The sequence below is a fragment of the Pannonibacter indicus genome, assembly GCF_001418225.1.
In the GTDB taxonomy this organism is placed as follows: Bacteria; Pseudomonadota; Alphaproteobacteria; order Rhizobiales; family Stappiaceae; genus Pannonibacter; species Pannonibacter indicus.
Genome location: NZ_LIPT01000019.1, coordinates 1 through 21203, shown reverse-complemented (window position 1 = coordinate 21203; position 21203 = coordinate 1). Strand labels below are relative to the sequence as shown.

The 21203-nt window shown below is 62.9% G+C and carries 19 protein-coding genes; 6 read left to right on the top strand and 13 right to left on the bottom strand.

Going from position 1 to position 21203, the window contains the following annotated elements:
* Positions 1-79 precede the first annotated feature (79 nt).
* A complete protein-coding gene (locus ASC48_RS17835; RefSeq protein WP_055457036.1) occupies positions 80-352 on the bottom strand; it encodes an usg protein in 273 nt (90 codons plus the stop codon).
* A gap of 111 nt (positions 353-463) precedes the next feature.
* The gene (locus ASC48_RS17830; RefSeq protein ID WP_244270104.1) at positions 464-847 is read right to left on the bottom strand and encodes a c-type cytochrome; all 384 of its coding nucleotides are present in this window, start codon (positions 845-847) and stop codon (positions 464-466) included.
* A 270-nt stretch (positions 848-1117) separates the two neighbouring features.
* Here ASC48_RS17830 and ASC48_RS17825 point away from each other — a divergent pair, with 270 nt between their 5' ends.
* Together ASC48_RS17825 and ASC48_RS17820 are read left to right on the top strand one after the other, a co-directional pair.
* Positions 1118-2065 carry an AAA family ATPase gene (locus ASC48_RS17825; protein ID WP_055457035.1) on the top strand — a complete coding sequence of 316 codons (948 nt, stop codon included), beginning with the start codon at positions 1118-1120 and terminating at the stop codon, positions 2063-2065.
* Between the two features lie 10 nt (positions 2066-2075).
* Positions 2076-3329 carry a vWA domain-containing protein gene (locus ASC48_RS17820; protein WP_055457034.1) on the top strand — a complete coding sequence of 418 codons (1254 nt, stop codon included), beginning with the start codon at positions 2076-2078 and terminating at the stop codon, positions 3327-3329.
* A gap of 11 nt (positions 3330-3340) precedes the next feature.
* On the opposite strand, the gene ASC48_RS17815 is transcribed toward ASC48_RS17820, so the two are convergent.
* The 3 genes from ASC48_RS17815 to ASC48_RS17810 are packed head-to-tail and all read right to left on the bottom strand — an operon-like array spanning position 3341 to position 5096.
* Positions 3341-3874 carry a L,D-transpeptidase gene (locus ASC48_RS17815; RefSeq protein WP_082440182.1) on the bottom strand — a complete coding sequence of 178 codons (534 nt, stop codon included), beginning with the start codon at positions 3872-3874 and terminating at the stop codon, positions 3341-3343.
* A gap of 59 nt (positions 3875-3933) precedes the next feature.
* A complete protein-coding gene (locus tag ASC48_RS20305) occupies positions 3934-4044 on the bottom strand; it encodes a DUF6132 family protein (RefSeq protein ID WP_425270046.1) in 111 nt (36 codons plus the stop codon).
* Positions 4002-5096: a branched-chain amino acid ABC transporter substrate-binding protein gene (locus ASC48_RS17810; RefSeq protein ID WP_055457033.1), complete on the bottom strand. Its 1095-nt coding sequence runs from the start codon at positions 5094-5096 to the stop codon at positions 4002-4004. Before ASC48_RS17810 ends, ASC48_RS20305 begins: the two co-directional genes overlap by 43 nt.
* Before the next feature lie 238 nt (positions 5097-5334).
* Between ASC48_RS17810 and ASC48_RS17805 the strand changes: the two genes are divergently transcribed.
* Positions 5335-6336, top strand: coding sequence for a P1 family peptidase (locus ASC48_RS17805; RefSeq protein WP_055457032.1), 1002 nt, complete (start codon positions 5335-5337; stop codon positions 6334-6336).
* A 21-nt stretch (positions 6337-6357) separates the two neighbouring features.
* Here ASC48_RS17805 and ASC48_RS17800 read toward each other — a convergent pair whose 3' ends face one another.
* From ASC48_RS17800 to ASC48_RS17765, 8 genes are all read right to left on the bottom strand, one after another.
* Positions 6358-8451 (bottom strand): putative bifunctional diguanylate cyclase/phosphodiesterase, encoded by a 2094-nt coding sequence (locus tag ASC48_RS17800; protein WP_055457031.1) that lies wholly within the window; start codon positions 8449-8451, stop codon positions 6358-6360.
* Between the two features lie 178 nt (positions 8452-8629).
* Positions 8630-10282 (bottom strand): Na/Pi cotransporter family protein, encoded by a 1653-nt coding sequence (locus ASC48_RS17795; RefSeq protein WP_055457030.1) that lies wholly within the window; start codon positions 10280-10282, stop codon positions 8630-8632.
* A 192-nt stretch (positions 10283-10474) separates the two neighbouring features.
* On the bottom strand, positions 10475-11275 hold the full coding sequence (gene phnE / locus ASC48_RS17790) for a phosphonate ABC transporter, permease protein PhnE (RefSeq protein ID WP_055457029.1): 801 nt from the start codon (positions 11273-11275) through the stop codon (positions 10475-10477).
* Entirely contained in the window at positions 11272-12072 is an 801-nt protein-coding gene (gene phnE, locus ASC48_RS17785; RefSeq protein WP_055457062.1) for a phosphonate ABC transporter, permease protein PhnE, read from the bottom strand. The genes phnE (ASC48_RS17790) and phnE (ASC48_RS17785) overlap by 4 nt, the downstream gene beginning before the upstream one ends.
* A gap of 17 nt (positions 12073-12089) precedes the next feature.
* Positions 12090-12917: a phosphonate ABC transporter ATP-binding protein gene (phnC, locus tag ASC48_RS17780; protein ID WP_055457028.1), complete on the bottom strand. Its 828-nt coding sequence runs from the start codon at positions 12915-12917 to the stop codon at positions 12090-12092.
* 64 nt (positions 12918-12981) lie between these two features.
* A complete protein-coding gene (gene phnD, locus ASC48_RS17775; protein WP_055457027.1) occupies positions 12982-13926 on the bottom strand; it encodes a phosphate/phosphite/phosphonate ABC transporter substrate-binding protein in 945 nt (314 codons plus the stop codon).
* A 266-nt stretch (positions 13927-14192) separates the two neighbouring features.
* A complete protein-coding gene (locus ASC48_RS17770; protein ID WP_055457026.1) occupies positions 14193-14525 on the bottom strand; it encodes a hotdog family protein in 333 nt (110 codons plus the stop codon).
* Between the two features lie 12 nt (positions 14526-14537).
* Entirely contained in the window at positions 14538-18014 is a 3477-nt protein-coding gene (locus tag ASC48_RS17765; protein WP_055457025.1) for an indolepyruvate ferredoxin oxidoreductase family protein, read from the bottom strand.
* A 152-nt stretch (positions 18015-18166) separates the two neighbouring features.
* On the opposite strand from ASC48_RS17765, the gene ASC48_RS17760 reads away from it, so the two are divergent.
* The 3 genes from ASC48_RS17760 to ASC48_RS19855 all read left to right on the top strand — a co-directional run.
* Entirely contained in the window at positions 18167-18646 is a 480-nt protein-coding gene (locus tag ASC48_RS17760; RefSeq protein WP_019966625.1) for an Lrp/AsnC family transcriptional regulator, read from the top strand.
* A gap of 409 nt (positions 18647-19055) precedes the next feature.
* The gene (locus ASC48_RS17755; RefSeq protein WP_055457024.1) at positions 19056-19886 is read left to right on the top strand and encodes a phage tail protein; all 831 of its coding nucleotides are present in this window, start codon (positions 19056-19058) and stop codon (positions 19884-19886) included.
* A 904-nt stretch (positions 19887-20790) separates the two neighbouring features.
* Positions 20791-21203: putative Ig domain-containing protein (locus ASC48_RS19855; RefSeq protein ID WP_055457023.1), on the top strand; the 413-nt coding region annotated here is incomplete at its 3' end.

The window sequence follows — 21203 nt, the reverse complement described above, 5'->3', positions numbered from 1 at the left end:
GAGCACTCCAAGCCAAGACAGCGACGGCTGAGGACCAGCGGCGGGCAGCTGCCAGCCGCTGGCTCCAGAGACAACCGCGTCAATGAATCAGGAACTCGCCCTTGGCATAGCGCACATCACGCGGGCCGATCAGATCCTGATGAGCCAGACGCACCGTGTGGATGAAGGCCTGAATCTCCCGCTCCCAGAACGCCAGAAACCGGCGCAGTTCCGGAAAGGTCGGGGCCTTGTCTTCTGTCTGCCAGAGAAAACTCTGCAGAAGGGCGGGATGATCCGGCATTCTGTACAGGATTTCAGCCGTCAGCAGCCCGTAGCCTGCCATCTGCTTGCGGAAGTCTTCGCTTGTGCCCATGGAACACCTCATGCCTTGACGAAACCACGGCATAAGTGTCGCGCCAGCGAAGTAAACGCGCAATTAAAAAATGAATCTTCGCTATATTTTTCAATATGTTAGCAGCAGACTTTAGTGAGTGCTGCCAGCGCCGCCTTTGCTCTGAATGCTCTTCAGATAGGCGATGAAGGATGTCACATCCTGCCCTTCCAGCGCCACTTCCGGCATGTCCGGATGGCCTGTGACGATGCCCTCGGCCAGGCTTTCCGCCAGATCCTCGACTGGATAGCGCTGCCCCAGATCCCGGAAGGCCGGAGCATCCGCATTGGGCGAAGCATCATCACGGCCGATGGCGTGGCAAGCCGCACAGGCCTCTTTTGCGATCAGCTTGCCGCGCTCCACCTGCGCCGCCTCTGCAAGTGTACCCTGCGCCAGCACCGCACCAGCGCCCGGTGCAGCGAACAGAATCACTGCCACGGCCGCAGCGCGCAGCCCTCGCCTGAAAAGCATTGTCATGTCCCTCTCCCTCAAGATTTCTGCAAGTCCGCCGCCGCATGCCCCGCAGACCGTCCACCCTCAGCCTTCCTTTTGCGTGCCAGCCCCCCTTCTGCTTCGCAAGTCCGTCAAAACCCTCAGCCTCCGGAGAAATGCTGCTTCAGCATGATCCATTCTGGCCATGAATTGCGGCAAAGGGGCTGTGCCTTGCCGCTGGCGCCTATATGTTAGGGACTAAAGACAAGAGTTCCGGCCTTCAGGCCGGGCCGCACGTTCCGGGAGCCCTTCCGCATGACCACCGCCCGCACGCCCCTTCCCGAAAGCATCGACGGCACGCTCGCGCTGCTGGATCAGGGCGGCTATGTCGCCGGCCGTGATCTGGCAACCGTGCTGCATCTGGCGCTGCGCATGAAGCGGCCGCTGTTTCTGGAAGGCGAGGCCGGCGTCGGCAAGACGGAGATTGCCAAGGTTCTGGCCGCCACGCTGGGCCGCAACCTCATCCGCCTGCAATGTTACGAAGGCCTCGACATCGCCTCGGCCGTCTATGAATGGAACTATGCCGCGCAAATGGTGGAGATCCGCATTGCGGAAGCGGCTGGAGACACGGACCATGCGGACCTCTCCCGCTCCATCTTCAGCGAGCGTTTCCTCATTAAGCGCCCGGTGCTGCAGGCGCTGGAGCCCTCGCTCTCCGGCCCGCCGGTGTTCCTGATCGACGAGCTGGACCGCGCCGACGAGGCCTTCGAGGCCTTCCTGCTGGAGGTGCTGGCCGACAATCAGGTGACCGTGCCGGAACTGGGCACCATCCGGGCGGAGGAGCCGCCTGTGGTGATCATCACCACCAACCGCACCCGCGAAATTCACGACGCTCTCAAACGCCGCTGTCTCTATCACTGGGTCGATTATCCGGACGCAGAGCGGGAGCTGGCCATCGTGCGGCGCAAGGTGCCGGGCGCACCCGAACGGCTGACGGCGGAAATCGTCGCCTTCGTCCAGCGCCTGCGCGCAACGGAAGACCTGTTCAAGCAGCCGGGCGTTGCCGAAACCCTCGACTGGGCAACCGCACTGACCGAACTGAACGAACTGGCATTGGACCCGGACATGGCCAGTGACACGCTTGGCGTCCTGCTGAAGTATCAGGACGATATCGAGCGGGTGCGCGGCTCGAAGCTGCGTCAGATGGTGGAGGAAATCCGCAGCACACTGCCATCCACCGCAGCCGCCATGCCGAACGTCTGAGCCCCGCGCGATGATCACACCCGCCGCCCCGCAAGCAGAACAGGCGTCCAGCCTCGATGGCCGCATGGTGGCAAATATCGTGCATTTCGCCCGCACCCTGCGCAAGGCAGGCCTTCCGGCCGGCCCGGCTTCCATCATCGACGCGGTGCGCGCGGTGGAGGTGAGCGGCATTGCCAGCCGCGAGGACTTCTACTGGACGCTGCACGCCGTCTTCGTTCACAAACGCGAGCAGAGGGTGCTGTTTGACGAGGCTTTCCGCATCTACTGGCAGAGCCGCGGGCTCATCGAGAAGATGCTGGCCATCCTCTCCCCCGTTGCCCCGCCGCGCGGCTCGCCGGAAAAGCCCAAGGCCGGACAGACCCGCGTCTCCCAGGCCTTCAAGGCCGCCCGCGAGCGCGAGCCGCGCGAGGAGCAGCCCGAGGTGGAGGTGGATGCCCGCTTCACCGTATCCGGCCGCGAGCTGCTGCAATCGCGGGACTTTGCCCAGATGACGGCTGACGAGATCGAGACCGCGAAAGCGGCGCTGCGCGCCATGGCGATGCCGAAGGACACGATCCGCCGCCGCCGTCTCGCCCCTGCCGCGCGCGGGCGCATCGACCCGCGCCGCACACTGGGTGCAACCTTGCGCGCAGGCGGAGCCATCATCGATCTGAAGCACCGCAAGCCGCAGGAAAAGCGCCCGCCGCTCATCGCCCTGTGCGATATCTCCGGCTCCATGAGCCAGTATTCCCGCCTGCTCCTGCATTTCATGCATGCACTGACGGAAACCCGGCCCGCCGTGCACACCTTCCTGTTCGGCACGCGCCTCACCAACGTCACCCGGCAGCTGCGGATGAAGGACCCGGACGAAGCTCTGGCGGCCTGTTCCGCCGGAGTGGCCGACTGGTCCGGCGGCACCCGCATTGCCACTGCGCTGCACGAGTTCAACCGCCTCTGGTCCCGCCGCGTGCTGTCGGGCGGGCCAACGGTGCTGCTGATCACCGACGGGCTGGAGCGGGACACGGACGAGGATCTGGCGCGGGAAATCTCCCGCCTGCACCGCTCCTGCCGGCGGCTGATCTGGCTCAATCCGCTGCTGCGGTTTGACGGGTTCGAAGCCAAGGCCAAGGGCATCCGGACCATGCTGCCGCATGTGGACGAGTTCCGCGCCGCGCATTCGCTGGATGCCGTCGCCGATCTCGTGCGCACGCTGTCAGGCGAAAGCGCCGGGCCATCAGCGGCCTCCACCGACCCGCGCCACTGGCTGCGCAAGGCGGACGGCTAATTTACACAGCCTCACGGCAGCGCGATCACAGGGGTGTTTTCACGCACGCGCTGGATCAGGTCGGCGATATGTTCATTGTGCATGCGGATGCAGCCATAGGAGACAGGGCGGCCGATGCTGCCGGGGCGGTTGGTGCCATGGATGGCGAACTCACCGCCGGCCAGCGTCATGGCGGCAACGCCCATCGGGTTGTTGGGCGCACCGCCTTCGATCCGGTCCGGCATGTCCGGAAAATCGCGTTTCACCACCGCTGGCGGAATCCAGGCAGGGCGCAGATAGCGGCCCGTCACATAGGTGCGGCCGGTCCAGGCCTTGCCCTTCTTGCCGACCGCCACCGGATAGGCCAGCGCCTGCCCTTCTCCCAGCACCAGATAAAGCCGCCGCTCGCTGTTGCGGATGACGATCGTGCCCGGAGCAAGCCCCTGCGATGCAAAGGCCACGCGCTCTGCACGGGCCTGCACCGGCGCGGCAAGGGCAAGACCCAGCAGGCCGCCACAGACCGCCAAAAGGGCAAGCGAACGCATGATCACGGCAATAGGGCGCATGATTTCCCCCGGTACATCAGACAAGCGCAGACGTTGGTGAGGCCGGACGCCGCACGGCCTCACCCGGCCAATCTAGCGCAGGTGCCGGTCAGAGGGCATTGCCCGGAGGTGCATTCTGAAAAGAACGTTAACGCGGCAGATCCGAGGGACGGAACCGGCCATCCTGCCAGCGGTACCAGGAAAGGCCCGCGCCTTCCCGGTCCCCGTCGGGCAAGAACGAGACTGTGCTGCTGACGGTGTCAAATCTGCCGGACTGAAGCGCTGCGGCCACGGGCGCAAAGTCGAAGCTGCCAGAGGCGTCCACAGCGGCTGAGAAGAGCTGGACGGCGGCGTAGCCATCCGTGGCATAAGGAGAAGGCACCATGCCCGCAGCCCGCATGCGGCTGGCAATCTCACGGGCAGGACTGTCCGGAACGGCAGCCGGATCGGCCATGAAGGCGACCTCGACACGGCTTGCCGCCTCGCCTGCCGCCGCGCCAAACTCCATCCCCATGGCCGCATCGCCAGCCAGCACGGGCACCTGCATGTCCAAGGCGCTGAGGGCGGCGGCGAGATGGCCAGCATCCCCGGCATAGGAGCCCAGCACCACTACATCCAGCCGCTCCCCCTTGAGCACAGAGGCCAGAGGCTTCAGGTCCCGTACACCCGCATCAAATTCCCGCTCCAGCGCAAGAGAAAGCCCCTTTGCCTGCATCGCAGCCTTCACACGGGCAGCGAAATCCTTGCCATAGGCGCTGCGGTCGGTGACGAGGCCGATGCGCTTGCCGGCAAACTCCCGGGCAAGACGCTCCGCGATGAAAGGCGCGGTGGCATCTTCGCGCGGCCCAAGCCGGAAGAAACCCGGCCCCGGCCGTGCTTCGGTCAGTTGCGGCAGCGCGGAAGCCACCGTGATCTGGATGCGCCCCGCCTCCGCATAGACGGGCGCTGCCGCCAATGTGGCGCTGGAGCACAGGTGCCCGATGACAAGCTGCACGCCCTTGCCGGTGAGCTGATTGGCAACCGCCGTGGCCCGCTCCGGGTCGCAGCGGTCATCGGCTTCCTCCAGCACCAGCTTTTCCCCGCGCAGGCCGCCGCTGGCGTTGATGTCTTCAACCGCCAGCCGCGCCCCGGCCAGGATCTGATCCCCCAATGGCGCAAACTGGCCGGAAAAGGCAGCGGCAACGGCAATGCGAATGTCAGCCTGTGCGGGAGCGGCCAGCACGCCGGTCAGCATACCGGCCATCACCAGTCCCGCAGCAAATGGCGCCAAGCTCTTGAACTGCCGCATGAATCAACGCCTCATCAAATATTGGCTTCCGTTTCTGCCCGCATCCTAGCCAAGGCCGCAAGCGGATGCCACCTTGAACCACGCCACAGGCATGCCCCTTTTCAACCGGCAGCAAAGGCCCCTAAGCTCGGAAGATGTCCCGGGCGGCCAACGGCTGCTGCAACACAATGCAAGCACCGGAAGGAATAAGATCTTGCGCAATCTGATCACGGATGTCCCGGGCCTAAGCGTTGGATCGGCAGAAGATATGACGCTGAAGTCCGGCGTGACGGTGCTGCTGCCGGATGAACCGGCGGTGGCTTCCGTTGCCATTCACGGCGGCGCGCCGGGCACACGTGATACGGCCCTGCTGGAGCCGGACCAGACGGTGGAGAAAGTCGATGCGCTGGTGCTTTCCGGCGGATCGGCTTTCGGACTTGATGCGGGAGCCGGTGTGCAGGCCGGGCTTGCCGCCATGGGCCGCGGCTTTCAGGTCGGCCCCGTGCGCGTGCCGATCGTGCCCGGCGCCATCCTGTTTGACCTGATGAATGGCGGGGACAAGAGCTGGGGAGATTACGCTCCCTACCGCGAGCTTGGCCGCGCCGCCCTTGAGGCAGCGGGGCTGGACTTCGCACTCGGCAGCCATGGCGCCGGATGCGGTGCCACCACCGCAAATCTCAAGGGCGGACTCGGCTCCGCGTCCTCGCGCCTGTCCAGCGGCGCCACCGCCGGCGCGCTGGTGGCCGTCAATGCGCTTGGCCGGGCCACCATGGGCGATGGCCCGCATTTCTGGGCAGCGCCTTTCGAGCGGGGCGATGAATTCGGCGGCCTCGGACTGCCGTCCCCCCTCCCCGCAGACACAGCCGTGCCGCGCACCAAATTCGATGCCCTGCGCGCCGGTGCCAACACGACGATCGCCATTGTGGCTACCGATGCCATCCTGACCAAGGCAGAAGCCAAACGGCTGGCTGTCATGGCGCATGACGGCCTTGCCCGCGCCCTCTGGCCTGCGCACACGCCCATGGACGGAGATCTCGTCTTTGCGCTCTCCACCGGCCGCCACAGGCTGGCAGAGCCATTGGCGGACATGATCGAACTGGGCGCCGCCGCTGCTTCCAGCCTCGCCCGTGCCATTGCCCGCGGCGTCTATCATGCCACCCCGGCCAAGGGCGATACGCTGCCCGCCTGGCGGGAGCTTTACGGCAAGGGAAAATGACGCCCGGGAGGCTGGCCAGGCTCAGGCCACGGCCAGTCCGCACATGATGCCGGAGGTTTCCTCTGCCCCAGCGGGGCGGTGCCAGAGATAGCCCTGACCGAAGCGGCAGTTCATGGAAGCGAGCTTGCGGGCCACGTCCTCGGTCTCGATGCCTTCGGCAGTGGTCTCCAGGCCAAGACCATGGGCCATGGCCAGAATGGTCCGCACCAGGATTTCCTGCTGCGGGTCACTGCAAATGCCGTTCATGAAGGAGCGGTCAATCTTGAGGGCCGTGATCGGGAAGCGGTGCAGATAGCTGAGTGCGGAATAGCCCGTGCCGAAATCATCGATGGCAATGCCGATGCCCATGGCCGCGATCTGCTCCAGCGTCTCATGTACACCGCCGCCCTCGCTCAGCAGCAGGCTTTCGGTGATCTCCAGTTCCAGCCATTCCGGCTGACAGCCGGTGGCGGCAAGGCAGTCGCGCAGCCGGATCAGAAAGTCGCCATTCATCAGCTGGCGCGGCGACACGTTGACTGCGATGACCATGGCCCGCGCAGACGCATGATTGACCTGAACTGCGAACTTGCAGGCCTCGCGCAGCATCATGTTGCCGATAGCAATGATCTGGCCGGTTTCCTCAGCCACCGGAATGAACTCAGCCGGGTTGATGTTGCCAAAACACGGATGAACCCATCGGCACAGCGCCTCCGCACCTGCCGGATAACCAGTGGCCAAATCCATCTTCAATTGAAAGGCAGCTTTGAACTCACCGCGCTTGAGCGCGCCATTCATCATGGTCTCAAGCTTGAACCGCTTCTCGATGGTTTCGCCCATCTGTGTCCTGTAAGCGCGCGCGCAATTGCCGCCGGCCTGCTTCGCATCGTAAAGGGCAAGATCGGCAAAGCGGAACAGCGCCGGAGCACTGGCACTGTCGCCGGGACCGGCGGCCACGCCGGTGCTGACAGACACCTGAAGCACCGCGTCCTCAACCATCATGGGCTGGCGCATGGCCTCAACAAGCCGGTTTGCCTGAACCATTGCCTCGTCAACGCCTGGCAGGTCAGGCAGAACCACGAAGAACTCATCGCCGGCGAGCCGTCCGATGAAGGCGCGCGCACAGACCGCACTCTCGATCCGCCGCGCCGTCTGGATCAGGACCGCATCTCCTGCCGCATGGCCCATGGTGTCGTTGATCGTCTTGAACCGGTCAAGATCCACCACGATCAGGGCACAATGGCTGCCATCTGCCGCTGCGCGGTCCAGTTCGCACTGCAGCCGGTCCTGAAAGGAGGCGCGATTGGCAAGGCCGGTCAGACTGTCGGAGAAGGCCAGTTCCTGCAGCTTTCCGTGCAGCGCGTGGCGCTCCTGCTCATAGGACACGAAGGTTCGCATGGCCGCGGCCATCTGGCCGATTTCGTCGGCGCGTCCGGTGTCCTCAACAGTCACATGTGTGTCGCCGTCCGCCAGCTGCTTCATATTGGCTGTCAATCGCAGCACCGGACCGGTGATACTGCCGACGATGGCATTGACCCAGATCAGCAGGAACACTCCAACCGCCCCGAAAATCAAGGCGAAGCGCAGAAGATGGTTCCAGAAGGAGGTGTTCACGTCGTCCAGATAGACCGCAGAGGAAATGACCCATCCCCACGGGGCAAAATGCTCAGACCACGCGGCCTTAGGCCTGCCGCGGGTGGTGACTCCATCCAGCGTTCTTGCGCCCTTGTAATAGGTGACGCCGCCCCCGTTCAGGCCGTTGCGGATCATATCCCGGGTGTGGCGGGAGCCCCAGGCGCTGGTACCTTCTTCCGCCACTGTATTGCTGACCACCCGGTTTCCGGTCTCATCAAAGACGAAGACGCGCGCACCGCCATTGAAGATCATCGCCCGGATGGCATCGCGTGCCTTGTCCTTGGCAGCATCCTCGCTCAACGTCCCATCCTGCGCCAGCCGGTAGCTTTCTTCCGTAATGGAGCGGGCGGCCTCGACAAGCGCGCGCACCTTTTCCACGTGGCCGCGCTCCAATTCACCCCGCAGGATGACCAGATTGATGGTCACCACGAGAACGATGAAAGCTGCCATGATCCAGACAGGCAGAAGAACCTTGTTCCTGACACTCCACTGGCCGAGGTTCATTTAACAACCCTACGAAAACCTTTGAAAGCACATTGAAGCAAAGGACTTAAACTCAAATTAATACAGGAAAAATCACACAAGGAAAGAATAAATCAATACCAAACCAGAAAATTCACTAATACGAACGTTAGGTCATCCAAAAGAAAACAATCAAGAATTGCAACGTCAAATACCTTATTTAATCTACTGGCTTTCCCATATCCTGCTGAACACCATCCCGATCTAACGTCATAAACCAGCGGTCCAAACGCCGGTGCGCCTTCCAGGAGGCCCGGACGCAACGGCGCATGTGCTGGATCTGCAGCAGACTGCGTTCGATCGTCTCGACATGTTCGCCTGCCAGGCTTGCGCGGGACAGGAGAGAAGCCTTCGTCAACTGGTAAAGTGTCTCGGTTTCAGTCATCGCCGCTTCAACCATGTCGGGCGGGAGCGGGTTCTTCCGGGACGGCTGTCCTGCGGTTAGGGCTTTCAGTGCAGACTGGCGCATGCGCTCCACGTCCTGACGGGCCTCTCCCTCCGGCTCCAGCGCGGCAACAGAGACGGCTGCCGCCGAGAACTGCGCAACCTCCTCCAGATGCTGCACCCCGCGGATGATATCGGGAATGGCCTCGGAGACCGCTTGCGGCATAGCCTCCTTGTTCATGTGCTCGATAAAGCTGCGGATGGCCCGGCCAAGCGCGAGACTGCCGGTCAGGCGTGCGTCAAGCTCGCCGGTGGCCACGCGCGGTTCAGCCAGACAATCGCGTGCGAAGGCATGCGTGATACCGGACAGCCTGTCCGTCTCCAGCAGCAGTCCGCGCAAGGCCAGTTGGGGAACCGGACGCAAGGTCGGGTCGAGAAACTCCGGACGGCCGATCTTCTCCTGCGCATTGACGAAACGGTGCTCCAGCCAGTTCACCAGTTTGCCGGTCATGGGCCAGATCAGGATCAGGCCCATGCAGTTGAAAAGGGTATGAAAGACAGCCAGCACCAGGGCGATATCGGCAGCACCAGAATCGCTTCCTGACACTTCCGCCGCAAGCCATTGAGCCAGCTGCAATAATGGATATAGCAGAACCAATGCAGCGCAGGCCGTCAGGCCGTTGAAGGCAATATGGGCGGCAGCCACCCGGCGGGCAGGCGGCGTTGCCGAGAGGGCTGCAAATCCGGCCGTGGATGTGGTGCCGATATTGGTGCCGATGACGGCGGCAGCCCCGAGGAACACCGGCAGTCCCGCGCCCGCGCTCGACGTCAGCACAAGCGCCATGGCGGCACTCGAAGATTGGGTCAGAAGTGTGAGGCCAATGCCCACGGCCACAAACACGGGAATTCCGAGCAGCGGCGTCTGGGCAAGGCTGGACAAGGCTGCAGGCACGGCCACGTCACCAAAGGCCTGCTGCAAGAAACCGACACCGAGGAAAAAGGCCCCGAAACCGGCCACCGCCTGACCAAGCCCGGAGAGCCGGCCGCGTGAGCCGGCCGCAACCCGGATGATCATCCCCTCCCCCAGCAGCGGCAGGGCCAGACTGACGATATCCAGCTTGAAGCCAAGCGTTGCCACCAGCCAGCCGGTCATGGTGGTGCCGATGTTGGTGCCGAAGATGACCCAGACAGACTGGGCCAGCGACAGGAGGCCGGCGTTGACGAAGCCGATGGTCGCCACCGTCACCGCACTGGACGACTGAACAACCGCCGTCACGGCAATGCCGGCAAGAACGCCCCGCCAGGGTGCGCCGGTGGCGCTGCGCAACAGCCCCTCAAGCGCCTTTCCGGCCGCCAGCTTGAGGCCGTCGGTCATCATCCACATACCGGCGAGAAACAGGCCGGTTCCGCCGAGCAGCAGCGCGATCATGATGAATAACCGCGACGAAAGCAGCCCGCGTGAGCACGCCCCCCGGCCGCAGGGAAGAGCCTTTGATTACGGATGATGACGATCCTCCTGTCATGCTTCTGTATGACGAAGCATGACATTGCCATATCCGGAGATTGGACTCACGTGCAGCCGGAAAGACACCTATGCCGCTGCGTGACAGGGGCAACTGCATCAGATGATCGCGTGCCTCACCCTGGCAGAGACCCATTCGGAGACCACAACGGTCGCCAGGATCACGAGAATGATGAGCATGACCTGAGGCCAGGCGAGAACATTCAGGCTGGCCTGAAGCTGAGCACCGATGCCCCCCGCCCCGACCAGGCCGAGGATCGCACTTTCTCGGATGTTGATGTCCCAGCGGAAGACGGAAATGCCATAAAAAGCCGGCAGGACCTGCGGCACGATCCCGTAATTGAGGATTTGTGCCTGGCTGGCCCCGGTGGCAGTGATAGCCTCGATCTGCGCCTGATCCGTTTCCTCAATCGCTTCATAAAGCAGCTTGCCAATGAAGCCGACCGAGCGGAAGGCGATGGCGAGGATCCCGGCCAGCAGGCCCGGCCCGAGGATGGAGACCAGCAGAAGTGCCCAGATCAGGGAGTTGATGGAGCGGGACGCTACAATGCAGAACAAAGCGAAAGGCCTGAGCAGCAGGCGCGACGGCGTGGTGTTGTGCGCGGCCAGGAAGGCAAGCGGCACGGCAATCAAGATGCCCAGAAGCGTGCCCAGCGTCGCAATATTGATCGTGTCCCAGAGTGGTGCCCACAACTTCTCCATATAGGACCAGCGCGGCGGCAGGGCGCGGCCGATCAGGTCCCCGGCCGCATTGGGCGCATCATAGACAAACAGCCACATGGTGCGCGCTGTCATGGTGTTCCAGCACCAGACAAACAGCGCCACGACGAAAACCCAGAACACCCACAGGGCGAGTCGGGTCTTTGGCGTGCGGTGACGCCAGATCTGCGTGCCGGTCATTTCAGCAGCCTCCGCAGATGGCCGGAGCCATATTCAGCCACCATCACAATGGCGATGATGATGAGCAGGATCGCACCGGCGCTGTCATATTCATAGCGGTTGAGCGCCGTGTTCAGCGTTCCGCCGATCCCCCCTGCGCCGACGATCCCGATCACCGCGCTTTCGCGGAAATTGATATCGAAGCGGTATAGGCTGAGCCCGATGAGGCGCGGCATCACCTGCGGCTGGATCGCGTAATTGATCAGTTGCAACCAGCTTGCACCGGTCGCGCGGATGGCTTCGGCCTGCGCCTCATCGATATCCTCGATGTCCTCGGCGAGAAGCTTGGCGATGAAGCCGATCGTCGCAAAGGTCAGCGTCAGAAAACCGGCAAAAGCGCCGAACCCGAACAGGGCGACGAAGAAGATCGCCACGATGATCTCCTGCAAGGCGCGGCTTGCAGCAATGATGCTGCGGCAGATCGTGTAGATCCAGGCAGGTGAAACATTGCGCGCGGCTCCAATCCCGATGGGAACGGAAATGAGAATGCCCATCACGGTCGAGGTGAGGGTCATCGTCAGGCTTTCCATCAGCCCGGCCGAGATATCGCGCCAGCGGGAGGTGAAATCCGGCTGCAGGAAGCCGCCGATGAACCGCAGGCCGCGCTCCCAGCCTTCGGCAATGCGGGTCCAGTTCACATCGACACTGCCGATGGCAAGCACCAGATAGGCAACTGCCCCAACCGCCAGCAACACGCGCCAGTGGCGCGACGTGATCATCTGGGGCGGGCGCCGCCAGCTCGTGGGATAGCTGGTCATATCACGGGCACCGGACACTAGAGCGCCCCCAGCATTTTTTCGGTTTTCACACGCTCGTCAGCCTCGGCCTGAGCATCCTCGGCCGCGCCCTTGCGCATGGCTGTCCAGTCTTCGGCGCCGTAGATCCGCGTCAGAACCTCTTCTGTCAGACCAGCCGGAGGGCCATCAAACACCACGCGCCCAGCCTGCAGGCCGATGATGCGGTCCGTAAATTGCTGCGCCAGTACCACGTCGTGGATGTTGATGATGGCCGGAAGGCCGCTCTCGCGGCAAATCTCGACGATGAGCCGCATGATCTGGCGGCTCGTCTTGGGGTCTAGGCTCGCCGTCGGCTCATCGATCAGCAGCAGTTCAGGCTCTTGTTCAAGCGCCCGGGCAATGCCGACGCGCTGGCGCTGGCCGCCCGACAGGGCATCGGCACGCTTGTTCACATGGGCAGAAAGGCCGACCCGGTCCAGCAGCCGGAAGGCGCGCTGGATGTCCTCGGGCGGAAAGCGGCGCGTGAAGGAGCGCCAGAAGGGCACGTAGCCCAGCCGTCCCGACAGTACGTTTTCCATCACCGTCAGGCGCTCCACCAGCGCGTATTCCTGAAAGATCATGCCGATCCGCCGCCGCGCCCGGCGCAGATCACCCGCCCCAAGGGCCGTAATATCGAGCCCGTTCAGCAGCACCTTGCCCGAGGTCGGCTGGACCAGCCGGTTGATGCAGCGGATCAAGGTGGACTTTCCAGCCCCTGACGGTCCGATCAACCCGGCAACCTGTCCCTTTGGCAAATCGAAGGAGACATCCGTCAGGGCCTTGTCGCCGGTCTTGTAGGTTTTGGTCAGCGACTGAATGTGCAGCATGGGTGGCCTTCTCAAAACGGACAGGCGGGGTCATCCCCGCCTGTCTTGTGCATTTCAGGAAAGATCAGTTGCAGGTGTACTGAACGCCCATGGCCGCATCGATTTCACGCACCACCGACCAGTATTCCTTGAAGGTGATGGGGATGAACTGTGCTTCACCAGACTTGGAGAATTCCTTTTCCAGCGAAGAGCCGGCCCAGTTGAAGCTGAAGAAGGCTTCGCGGATCTTCTCCTGCAACTCCGGCGTCAGGTTATGCGCCGTGCCGTAACCGGTGGTCGGGAACGTGTCGGACTTGTAGATCGTGACAATCTGCTCGGGCTTGATCACTTCGCGCTGGATCATGCGGGACATGACCGAGTTTGCGATCGCAGCAGCGTCATAGTCCTTGTTCGCCACACCGAGGATCGAGTTGTCATGGGCGCCGGAGAAGGCGGGCGTGAAATCACGGCCAGCTTCCATGCCATATTGCGCCTTCATCAGGGCGGAAGGCGCCTTGAAGCCGGAGTTCGAGGTTTCAGCCGTGAAAGCCATCGTGCGGCCCTTGATGTCTTCCACCTTCTCGATACCCGAACCCGGATAGGTGATGAATTCCATCTCGTAGCCGAAGGAGCCGTCGGCCTTGGCCATCATGGCAAAGGGACGGAAGCCTGCGCAGGCAATCGCCAGCGGGTTGGAGCCGGTGTTGAAGCCTGCGACATGCAGGCGGCCGGCGCGCATTGCCTCGATCTGGGCTGCATTGGACTGTACCGGGAAGAACTGCACCGGCTTGCCGGTGACCGCTTCCATATGCGCCAGGAAATCCGACCAGGCTTCGGCGTAGACTGCCGGATCCTCGACAGGGGTATAGGCGAAGATCAGCTGCGCCGGATCGACAAGCTGTGCAGGGTCAGACGGAATATCTGCAACCATGTCACCATCAGCGTCGGTGTAGCGGGCGTCCAGCTTGAACTCGGCCTGAGCAGCCGTGGCAGCAAGGATCATTGCGGCGGAGAGCAGAAGATGTTTCATGTATCATCCTTTCCTGACGTCTGGCCACCTGTACGTTCGGGGTATTACAGGTTTGTGACACGTACATTTCAGACAGATGACATTGCTTCGGCGCTGGCTTTTCCGGAGCCCAAACTGGCCGAATTCAGGATGGATTTTCAGGATACGCTTACCGGCTTATACCAAGGCTCTGAGATGCTGGTGCATCACGCCTCGAAATGCTCAAATACCGCATGGCTTGACCAAACCCCGATGAGGCAGCTCATCGGGGTTTGGTTATTGCGGATTTATCCGCCATCATCCTCCCCATGACCGAACAGGACAGATGCGGTCACGGAGCCATCCATGCGTCCGGCCGTGCAAAGGTTCGCCGGCTCGGTGCCCAGCACCGAACTCAGACGGATGCACAGGGTTTCGCCCTGGTCGATATTGCCCGTGAACAGCACCACATGTGGCCTCTCGAAGCGCAAAGCTGCAGTCTCTGCCCCTTCCCACTGCCAGAAGGCCCGCACTGCCGCTGCCAGAAACTCGGCAAAATAGAACAGCCCTGCGCCGTGGAACTCTTCAAGCGGGCATGGCTGAAACAGGGGTTCATTCCGGCAGTGCAGCGCCTGGCTCACCAGGAGCCGGTATTACTCAGCCGCCGCTGCAAACTCCGGCGTGTCTCCCTTGAGCCGGCCGAGCAGTTGCTCGCGCTTGGCTTCTGCCTTCTTCAGGTTCTCCTCCTTCACCGGACCATAGCCACGCACCAGATCCGGCACGCGGGCCAGTTCCACCAGCAGGCCGTAGCTGGCCTTGGGCAGCGCCGCGATGATGGTCTGGAGATCTGCTGAATAGCTTGCCACCAGCGCCCGCTCGGCCCGGCGCTCCGCCGTGCGGCCAAAGGGATCGAAGGCGGTGCCACGCAGGCCCTTCAATTTCGACATCAGGCGGAAGGCGGTGAACACCCAGGGGCCGAACCCCATCTTGGCCGGCCGCCCGGTCTTCGGGTCCTTGCCCCGCGACAGCAGCGGCGGGGCTAGCATCACCTTCACCTTCTTCGGGTCCTCGAACTGCGCCTTCAGCTTCCCGGCAAAAGCCGGATCGGCGTAAAGCCGCGCCACCTCATACTCGTCCTTGTAGGCCATGACCTTGTAGAGCATGTCCGCCGCCGTTTCAGTCAGGCGGAAGGTGCCGGGACCGTGCGCTGTATCGGCTGCCCGCACCGCATCGATCAGCTTGCGGAACCGGGCGGCATAGGCGGCATCCTGATAGAGCGTCAGCTCGCGCTCCTGCCGGGCAATGCGCGCGTCCAGCGTTTCCGGCTCCAGCTTGTCCGGCTGCGGCAGGGCGGCGAGGATCTTCTCAGGGGCCGCCGCCAGCACGCGGCCAGCGCGGAAGGCCTTCACATTAGCCTTCACCTGCGCACCATTGAGATGCAGCGCCGTTTCGATGGCTTCCGCGCTCACCGGCAGGGCGCCGCTCTGGAAGGCCATACCCACCAGCATCATGTTGGCATAGATGGCATCGCCCAGCAGCTGCTCGGCAATCGTCGCCGCATCCGCTGCCTTGCACAGGATGGAGGCGGCCTCCAGCGACTTGAGCATCCGCGCCTCGTCGAAGGAAAGCGTCTGCTTCAGCACGAATTCCGCCGTCGGCGCCACGCGGGTGTTGGCAAAGACGCGGGTGGCGGAGCGGTTGGTCAGGGCCAGCTGCTCGGCATTGGTGGCCACCACCATGTCGGAGGCAATCAGCACATCAAGACTGGCGGTGGGAACGCGCGGCCCCTCGATGGAGCGGGCCAGCGAGGCAAAACGCACATGCGAGGTCACCGGCCCGCCCTTCTGCGCCAGCCCCGTCATGTCCAGCGTCGAGGCCTGCTTGCCATCCAGATGCGCAGCCATGGCCAGCACGGCGGAGATCGTCGTCACACCCATGCCGCCGATACCGGCGATAAGCAGGTTCAGCGTCCGCTCCAGACCGGGCAGCTCCACCGGCGGCAGACCGGCCAGAAGGCCGTCCACGTCCACGCCGTGGGTTTCCGCCTTACGCAGCGCCGCGCCCTCGATTTCCACGAAAGAGGGGCAGAACCCCTTCACGCAGGAGAAATCCTTGTTGCAGCTGGACTGGTTGATCTGGCGCTTTTCGCCGTAGCGGGTCTTCACCGGCTCCACCGACAGGCAGTTGGACTGGACCGAGCAATCGCCGCAGCCCTCGCACACCCGGTCGTTGATGAAGAGCCGCAGGTCCGGATCCGGATAGGCGCCCTTCTTGCGGCGGCGGCGCTTTTCGGCGGCGCAGGTCTGATCATAGATGATGACGGTAACGCCATCGACTTTCTGGAACTCGCGCTGCACCTCCATCAGATGGTCCCGGTGCAGCACCTCCACCAGAGGCGCCAGATCCTTGCGGCCAGTATAGGTTTCAGGCCGCTCGCTGACGACGGCAATACGTGCCACACCTTCGGCTTCCAGCTGGCGCGTCATCTGCGGCACTGTCAGCGGGCCGTCATGCGGCTGGCCGCCAGTCATGGCGACCGCGTCGTTGTAGAGGATCTTGTAGGTGATCGGCACCTTGGAGGACACCGCCTGGCGGATCGCCAGAATGCCGGAGTGGAAATAGGTGCCGTCGCCCAGATTGGCAAAGACGTGGGTGTCGCGGGCAAAGTCCTTCTGCCCCACCCACAGCACCCCCTCGCCGCCCATGGCGATCTGCCCGTCAGTGGTACGGCCCGCCTGTTCGGTCATGGCGTGACAGCCGATGCCGGGGAGCGAGCGGGCGCCTTCCGGAACAACGGTGGAAGAGGAATGCGGGCAGCCGGAGCAGAAATAGGGAATGCGCACCGCACGCTCCGCATGCCCCTGCGCCCACATCACCTGATTGTTCATGCGGGCACTCACATCCCGCATCTCATCGGTCACCACATCTTCCGGCAGATAACCGAGCAGCGCCCGGATGATTTCCGAGACCGAAAGCTCCAGCACATCAGACAGCAGCGGCTCACCCTCCGGGGTGCGCTTGCCCCAGATGCGCGGGCGGGCATCAGCCGGCCAATGATAGGAGATTTCCTTGATCTGCGGCTCCAGGAAGGCGCGCTTGTGCTCCACCACCATCAGCTTGTTGAGGCCGCGCGCAAACTCGGCAAGGCCTGAAGGCTCCAGCGGCCAGGCCAGCGCCACCTTGTACACAGCAAGGCCGATTTCCTTCGCACGCTGTTCGTTGATGCCCAGAAGATCCAGCGCCTGCAAGAGGTCACGGTAAGCCTTGCCTGTGGCCACGAGGCCAAGACGGGGGCGGCTGGCACCGAAGGCCACCCGGTCCAGCCGGTTTGCCCGCACATAGGCCTGAGCCGCCGGAAGCCGCACGTCGCGCAGGAGGCGCTCTGTTTCCAGCCGGTTGCCGAGGAGCAGCACACGGTTCAGGTCATGCAGCAGCCAGGGGTCCTGCTCGGGACGGGCGAAATGCAGCCGGCCGGCATCGACGGAAATGGTCGCCGAAGCATCCATCGTATCGGCAAGGCAGATCAGTGCCGACCACAGCCCGGCAAAGCGCGACATTTCGAAGCCATGCAGGCCGAAGTCGAGCACATCCTGAATGTCGGAAGGATTGAGCACCGGAATTTCCGCATGCTCGAAAAAGAATTCACTCTGCGCGGGAAGGATTGAGGACTTGGCCAGATGATCATCGCCCGCCAGCGCCAGCACGCCGCCGTTGCGGTCCACGCCCGAGGCATTGGCCTGTTTCAGAACGTCACCGGCCCGGTCAACGCCCGGCGCCTTGCCGTACCAGATGCCGAAAACGCCGTCGAAATCGGAGCCCTTGCCATGCAGCCGCAGCTTCTGTGAGCCCCAGACGGCCGTCGCGCCCAGTTCCTCGTTGATCCCGGGCTTGAACACCACGTCGTGGGCTGCAATATGCTTGCGGGCACGCGTCAGTTCCGTGTCATAGCCAGCCAGAGGCGAGCCGCGGTAGCCGGAGATGAACCCGCCGGTCTTCAGGCCAGCAAGATGATCAAGCCGCTGCCGGTCGAGGGCAAGGCGCACCAGCGCCTGAATGCCGGTCAGATAGATCCGGCCGCCTGTTGCGGTATATTTGTCGTCCAGCGACACCACGGGCGCGTAAGCGTTCATCGGTTCCCTCCTCCGCCGCCCGACGCCCGCCTTCTACTCCCGGGTGCCAGTGCGGTTTCTCAAACACCAATATCCTCCTTTTCGCGGATGATTTCTGTGCTATTGTGCCGCCAGACAAGCCCTTGGCCGTGATTTTCTTCCCCGACAGGCCCATGACAGAGAATTTTCTTCTTGATCCCTCCGATATCCGCGTCCTGCGTGTTCTCCAGAGGGACGCTTCCCAATCCATCGCCGAGATTGCCCGCGCGGCCGGCATGAGCCAGACGCCCTGCTGGCGCCGTATCAAGAAGCTGAAGGAGATGGGCGTCATCCGGCAGGTGGCCGCCATTGTCGACCGGGAAGCCGTCGGCCTCGGCTTTGTCGCCTATGCCTTCGTCAAGCTGACCGTGCCCAGCCGCGAGAACATGGAGACATTCGACAAGCTGGTGCATCACTGGCAGGAAGTCGTCACCTGCGAGCGCATCACCGGCGCCGTCGACTATCTGATCAAGGTGGTCACCGAGGACATCAAGGCCTATGACAACTTCCTGCGGCTGAAGCTGCTCGACAACACGCTGGTCTCCGACGTGCAGTCCCGCATTGTCGTCAACACGGTCAAGGACACCGTCGCCCTGCCCTTGCGCGAGCGGTAACACCAGCCCTGATGCCGCCTGCCTTCTCCGGATTTGATCAAGCCGGCGCGGCCAGCCGTCAGGCCCAGCAGTCAGGCATTTCCCGCAACGCAATTCGCCCCCCCTTTGACGCCGTCCCTGCACACCGGAACACCTGGCGGGCCAGCAGAAAGCTGGCCACTTTGCCAGACGGACCCAACTCAACCTGCACATGCAGGTCAAACGGCTCACAAAAAAATTGCGACGGCAAGCCCAAGCTTCAGCAAAAATCCGATAGAAACAAAGTTAAATCAATAATAATAATCTATATCAAGAAAAATACAGCAACGGCACTTCACAATAAATCCACTCATTCATCTCCATCAATGTGCGGCAGACGCACACGCCAGCCGTGCGCGCCAGACCGCATGAAACCAAACTGGAGTTCAGGATGAGAAAGCAGCTCAAACCCGCCCGAATCTTCGGCCAAGGACTATCCACCCTCGGCGCCCTCGCCATGCTGGGCGCCGGCAGCACCGCCCTCGTGATCGGCAGCTCGGCTCCGGCACAGGCCTGCAACATGGAGTCCTACATCGGCAGCGTCTGCGCCTTTGCCTTCAACTGGTGCCCGCGGAACTGGCTGCCGGCAGACGGGCGGCAGATTGCGATCAACGGCAATCAGGCGCTCTACAGCCTGATCGGCACCCAGTATGGCGGCTCCGTGCAGAGCGGCCAGTTCGCACTGCCGGACCTGCGCGGCCGGGCGATTCTGAACTACGGCACGGGCCCCGGATTGCCCAATCAGGTCTTCGCCACACAATCCGGCGTGGCGACCACCACCCTCACCGTGGCCAATCTGCCGCCGCATAATCATGGCGCCACATTTACCGGCACTGGCGGCGGACAGCAGACAGTGAATGTCCCGGCCTCCGCCGGCACCCTGGGCGTTTCAGCCAAACTCAATGCGAAAGACACGATCGGCGACGCGGCGCTCCTCCCCAATTCCTATATCGGCAAGGGTGCCGCATCGGGCGGCGGCGGTGCAACCATCTATGTTCCCTCTACCAGCACAGCACCCGACGTGGAACTGAGCGGCCTCGACGTGCAGTTGACAGGCACCGCCGGTAACGGCCCTATCAGCTTCACTTACCAGTCCGGCATTACCGGCGGCGCGGTGACGATCGGTAATACTGGCAATGGCCTCGCCTTCTCCAACCAGTCGCCGTCGCTGGCGATGAGCTATTGCATCATGATCAACGGCCTTTACCCTGACAGGCCGTAACGGAAACTCCCCCATAAATTGTGCGGGCAGCATTGCAAAAGCGTTGCCCGCACACGCGAAGCATGGCAAGAAACTTTAACGGCAGCATCCAGAGATTGCGCGCGCTGCCGCAAGGTACGGCATAGAAGCCAGGGCGGCTTTTGCCGGCGCAGGCTCGCACCGGCGGGACCGGCGCTCCATCCGGAAGCACCGGGTGCAGTGTGTCCGTTGCTGAAGCGTTTCCGGGACTCAGACTTGTCCCGGCCATGGGGGAATGAGCATGCAGGTGACGATGGGCGGCACGCCGGCAGTAAATGGATTCTCGCGTCCGGAGTGGGCTGGGTTCAAGAACGCGCAACTCCGGCCGGGCGGGCCAGCTGAGAGTATCATCACCGCCGAAGGCCGTTTCTCGCCGTTGTCTCTCCTGTCCCGTCTTAGCCTGTTCCTCTGCCTTGCTCTGGCAAGCCTTCTCGTCACCGCCACACGCTCGGAAGCCGCGCTGTCTGCAGCCTGTCAGGCGATCAATTCGGATTGGGGTGGGGCGGGACTAACTCTCACATCAGCAAGCGGCATCCCACAAGTTATTGGACCGTCTTCAAATAACGGAGCCTACAATAATCTATCTGCAGGCGAAAGGATTGATTGGACATTTACAGCAAACGGCACACAAGGCGACGACACTAACTTAGTGACATATTATATTGAAGATTTCTCCGGAGCAGAATATGATTCCGGCACAAATATAATTGGCACGGGAAGCGTCTCTGGTAGCCATACTTTCTCTCCCGGGGCCCAGGATATTTTCATTGAACTCACTGGCCAAGGTGGTTCTGGCGCAACGGGAACACTAACCGTCACGTGTTCGGACCCGACAGCAGTCACCATCACCCTGTCGCCCGCAGCAGGCAGCCTCACAGCCGGACAGGTGAGCACCGCCTACAGCCAGACCTTCACCGCATCCGGCGGGTCAGGGTCCTACACCTATGCCGTCACCAGCGGCGCCCTGCCTGCAGGCCTCAGCCTCAACGCCGGCAACGGCCAGTTGACCGGCACACCCACAACCGCAGGCACCGCGAACTTCACCATCACCGCGACAGATGGAAACAACGACACGGGCAGCGCAGCCTATTCCCTGCTGATCAATGCAGCCCCGGTCACCATCACCCTGTCGCCCGCAGCAGGCAGCCTCACGGCCGGACAGGCCGGCACCGCCTACAGCCAGTCCGTCTCCGCATCCGGCGGCACCGGGCCTTACACCTATGCCGTCACCAGCGGCGCCCTGCCTGCTGGCCTCACGCTCAACACCAACACCGGTGACATCAGCGGCACGCCCACGGC

Excerpts from the sequence above, each read along its gene's own strand:
- ASC48_RS17835 (WP_055457036.1), bottom strand. The coding sequence starts at position 352 with ATGGGCACAAGCGAAGACTTCCGCAAGCAGATGGCAGGCTACGGGCTG.
- ASC48_RS17830 (WP_244270104.1), bottom strand. The coding sequence starts at position 847 with ATGACAATGCTTTTCAGGCGAGGGCTGCGCGCTGCGGCCGTGGCAGTG.
- ASC48_RS17825 (WP_055457035.1), top strand. The coding sequence starts at position 1,118 with ATGACCACCGCCCGCACGCCCCTTCCCGAAAGCATCGACGGCACGCTC.
- ASC48_RS17820 (WP_055457034.1), top strand. The coding sequence starts at position 2,076 with ATGATCACACCCGCCGCCCCGCAAGCAGAACAGGCGTCCAGCCTCGAT.
- ASC48_RS17815 (WP_082440182.1), bottom strand. The coding sequence starts at position 3,874 with ATGCGCCCTATTGCCGTGATCATGCGTTCGCTTGCCCTTTTGGCGGTC.
- ASC48_RS17810 (WP_055457033.1), bottom strand. The coding sequence starts at position 5,096 with ATGGCCGGTATGCTGACCGGCGTGCTGGCCGCTCCCGCACAGGCTGAC.
- ASC48_RS17800 (WP_055457031.1), bottom strand. The coding sequence starts at position 8,451 with ATGAACCTCGGCCAGTGGAGTGTCAGGAACAAGGTTCTTCTGCCTGTC.
- ASC48_RS17795 (WP_055457030.1), bottom strand. The coding sequence starts at position 10,282 with ATGATCGCGCTGCTGCTCGGCGGAACCGGCCTGTTTCTCGCCGGTATG.
- phnE (WP_055457029.1), bottom strand. The coding sequence starts at position 11,275 with ATGACCGGCACGCAGATCTGGCGTCACCGCACGCCAAAGACCCGACTC.
- phnE (WP_055457062.1), bottom strand. The coding sequence starts at position 12,072 with ATGACCAGCTATCCCACGAGCTGGCGGCGCCCGCCCCAGATGATCACG.
- phnC (WP_055457028.1), bottom strand. The coding sequence starts at position 12,917 with ATGCTGCACATTCAGTCGCTGACCAAAACCTACAAGACCGGCGACAAG.
- phnD (WP_055457027.1), bottom strand. The coding sequence starts at position 13,926 with ATGAAACATCTTCTGCTCTCCGCCGCAATGATCCTTGCTGCCACGGCT.
- ASC48_RS17765 (WP_055457025.1), bottom strand. The coding sequence starts at position 18,014 with ATGAACGCTTACGCGCCCGTGGTGTCGCTGGACGACAAATATACCGCA.
- ASC48_RS17760 (WP_019966625.1), top strand. The coding sequence starts at position 18,167 with ATGACAGAGAATTTTCTTCTTGATCCCTCCGATATCCGCGTCCTGCGT.
- ASC48_RS17755 (WP_055457024.1), top strand. The coding sequence starts at position 19,056 with ATGAGAAAGCAGCTCAAACCCGCCCGAATCTTCGGCCAAGGACTATCC.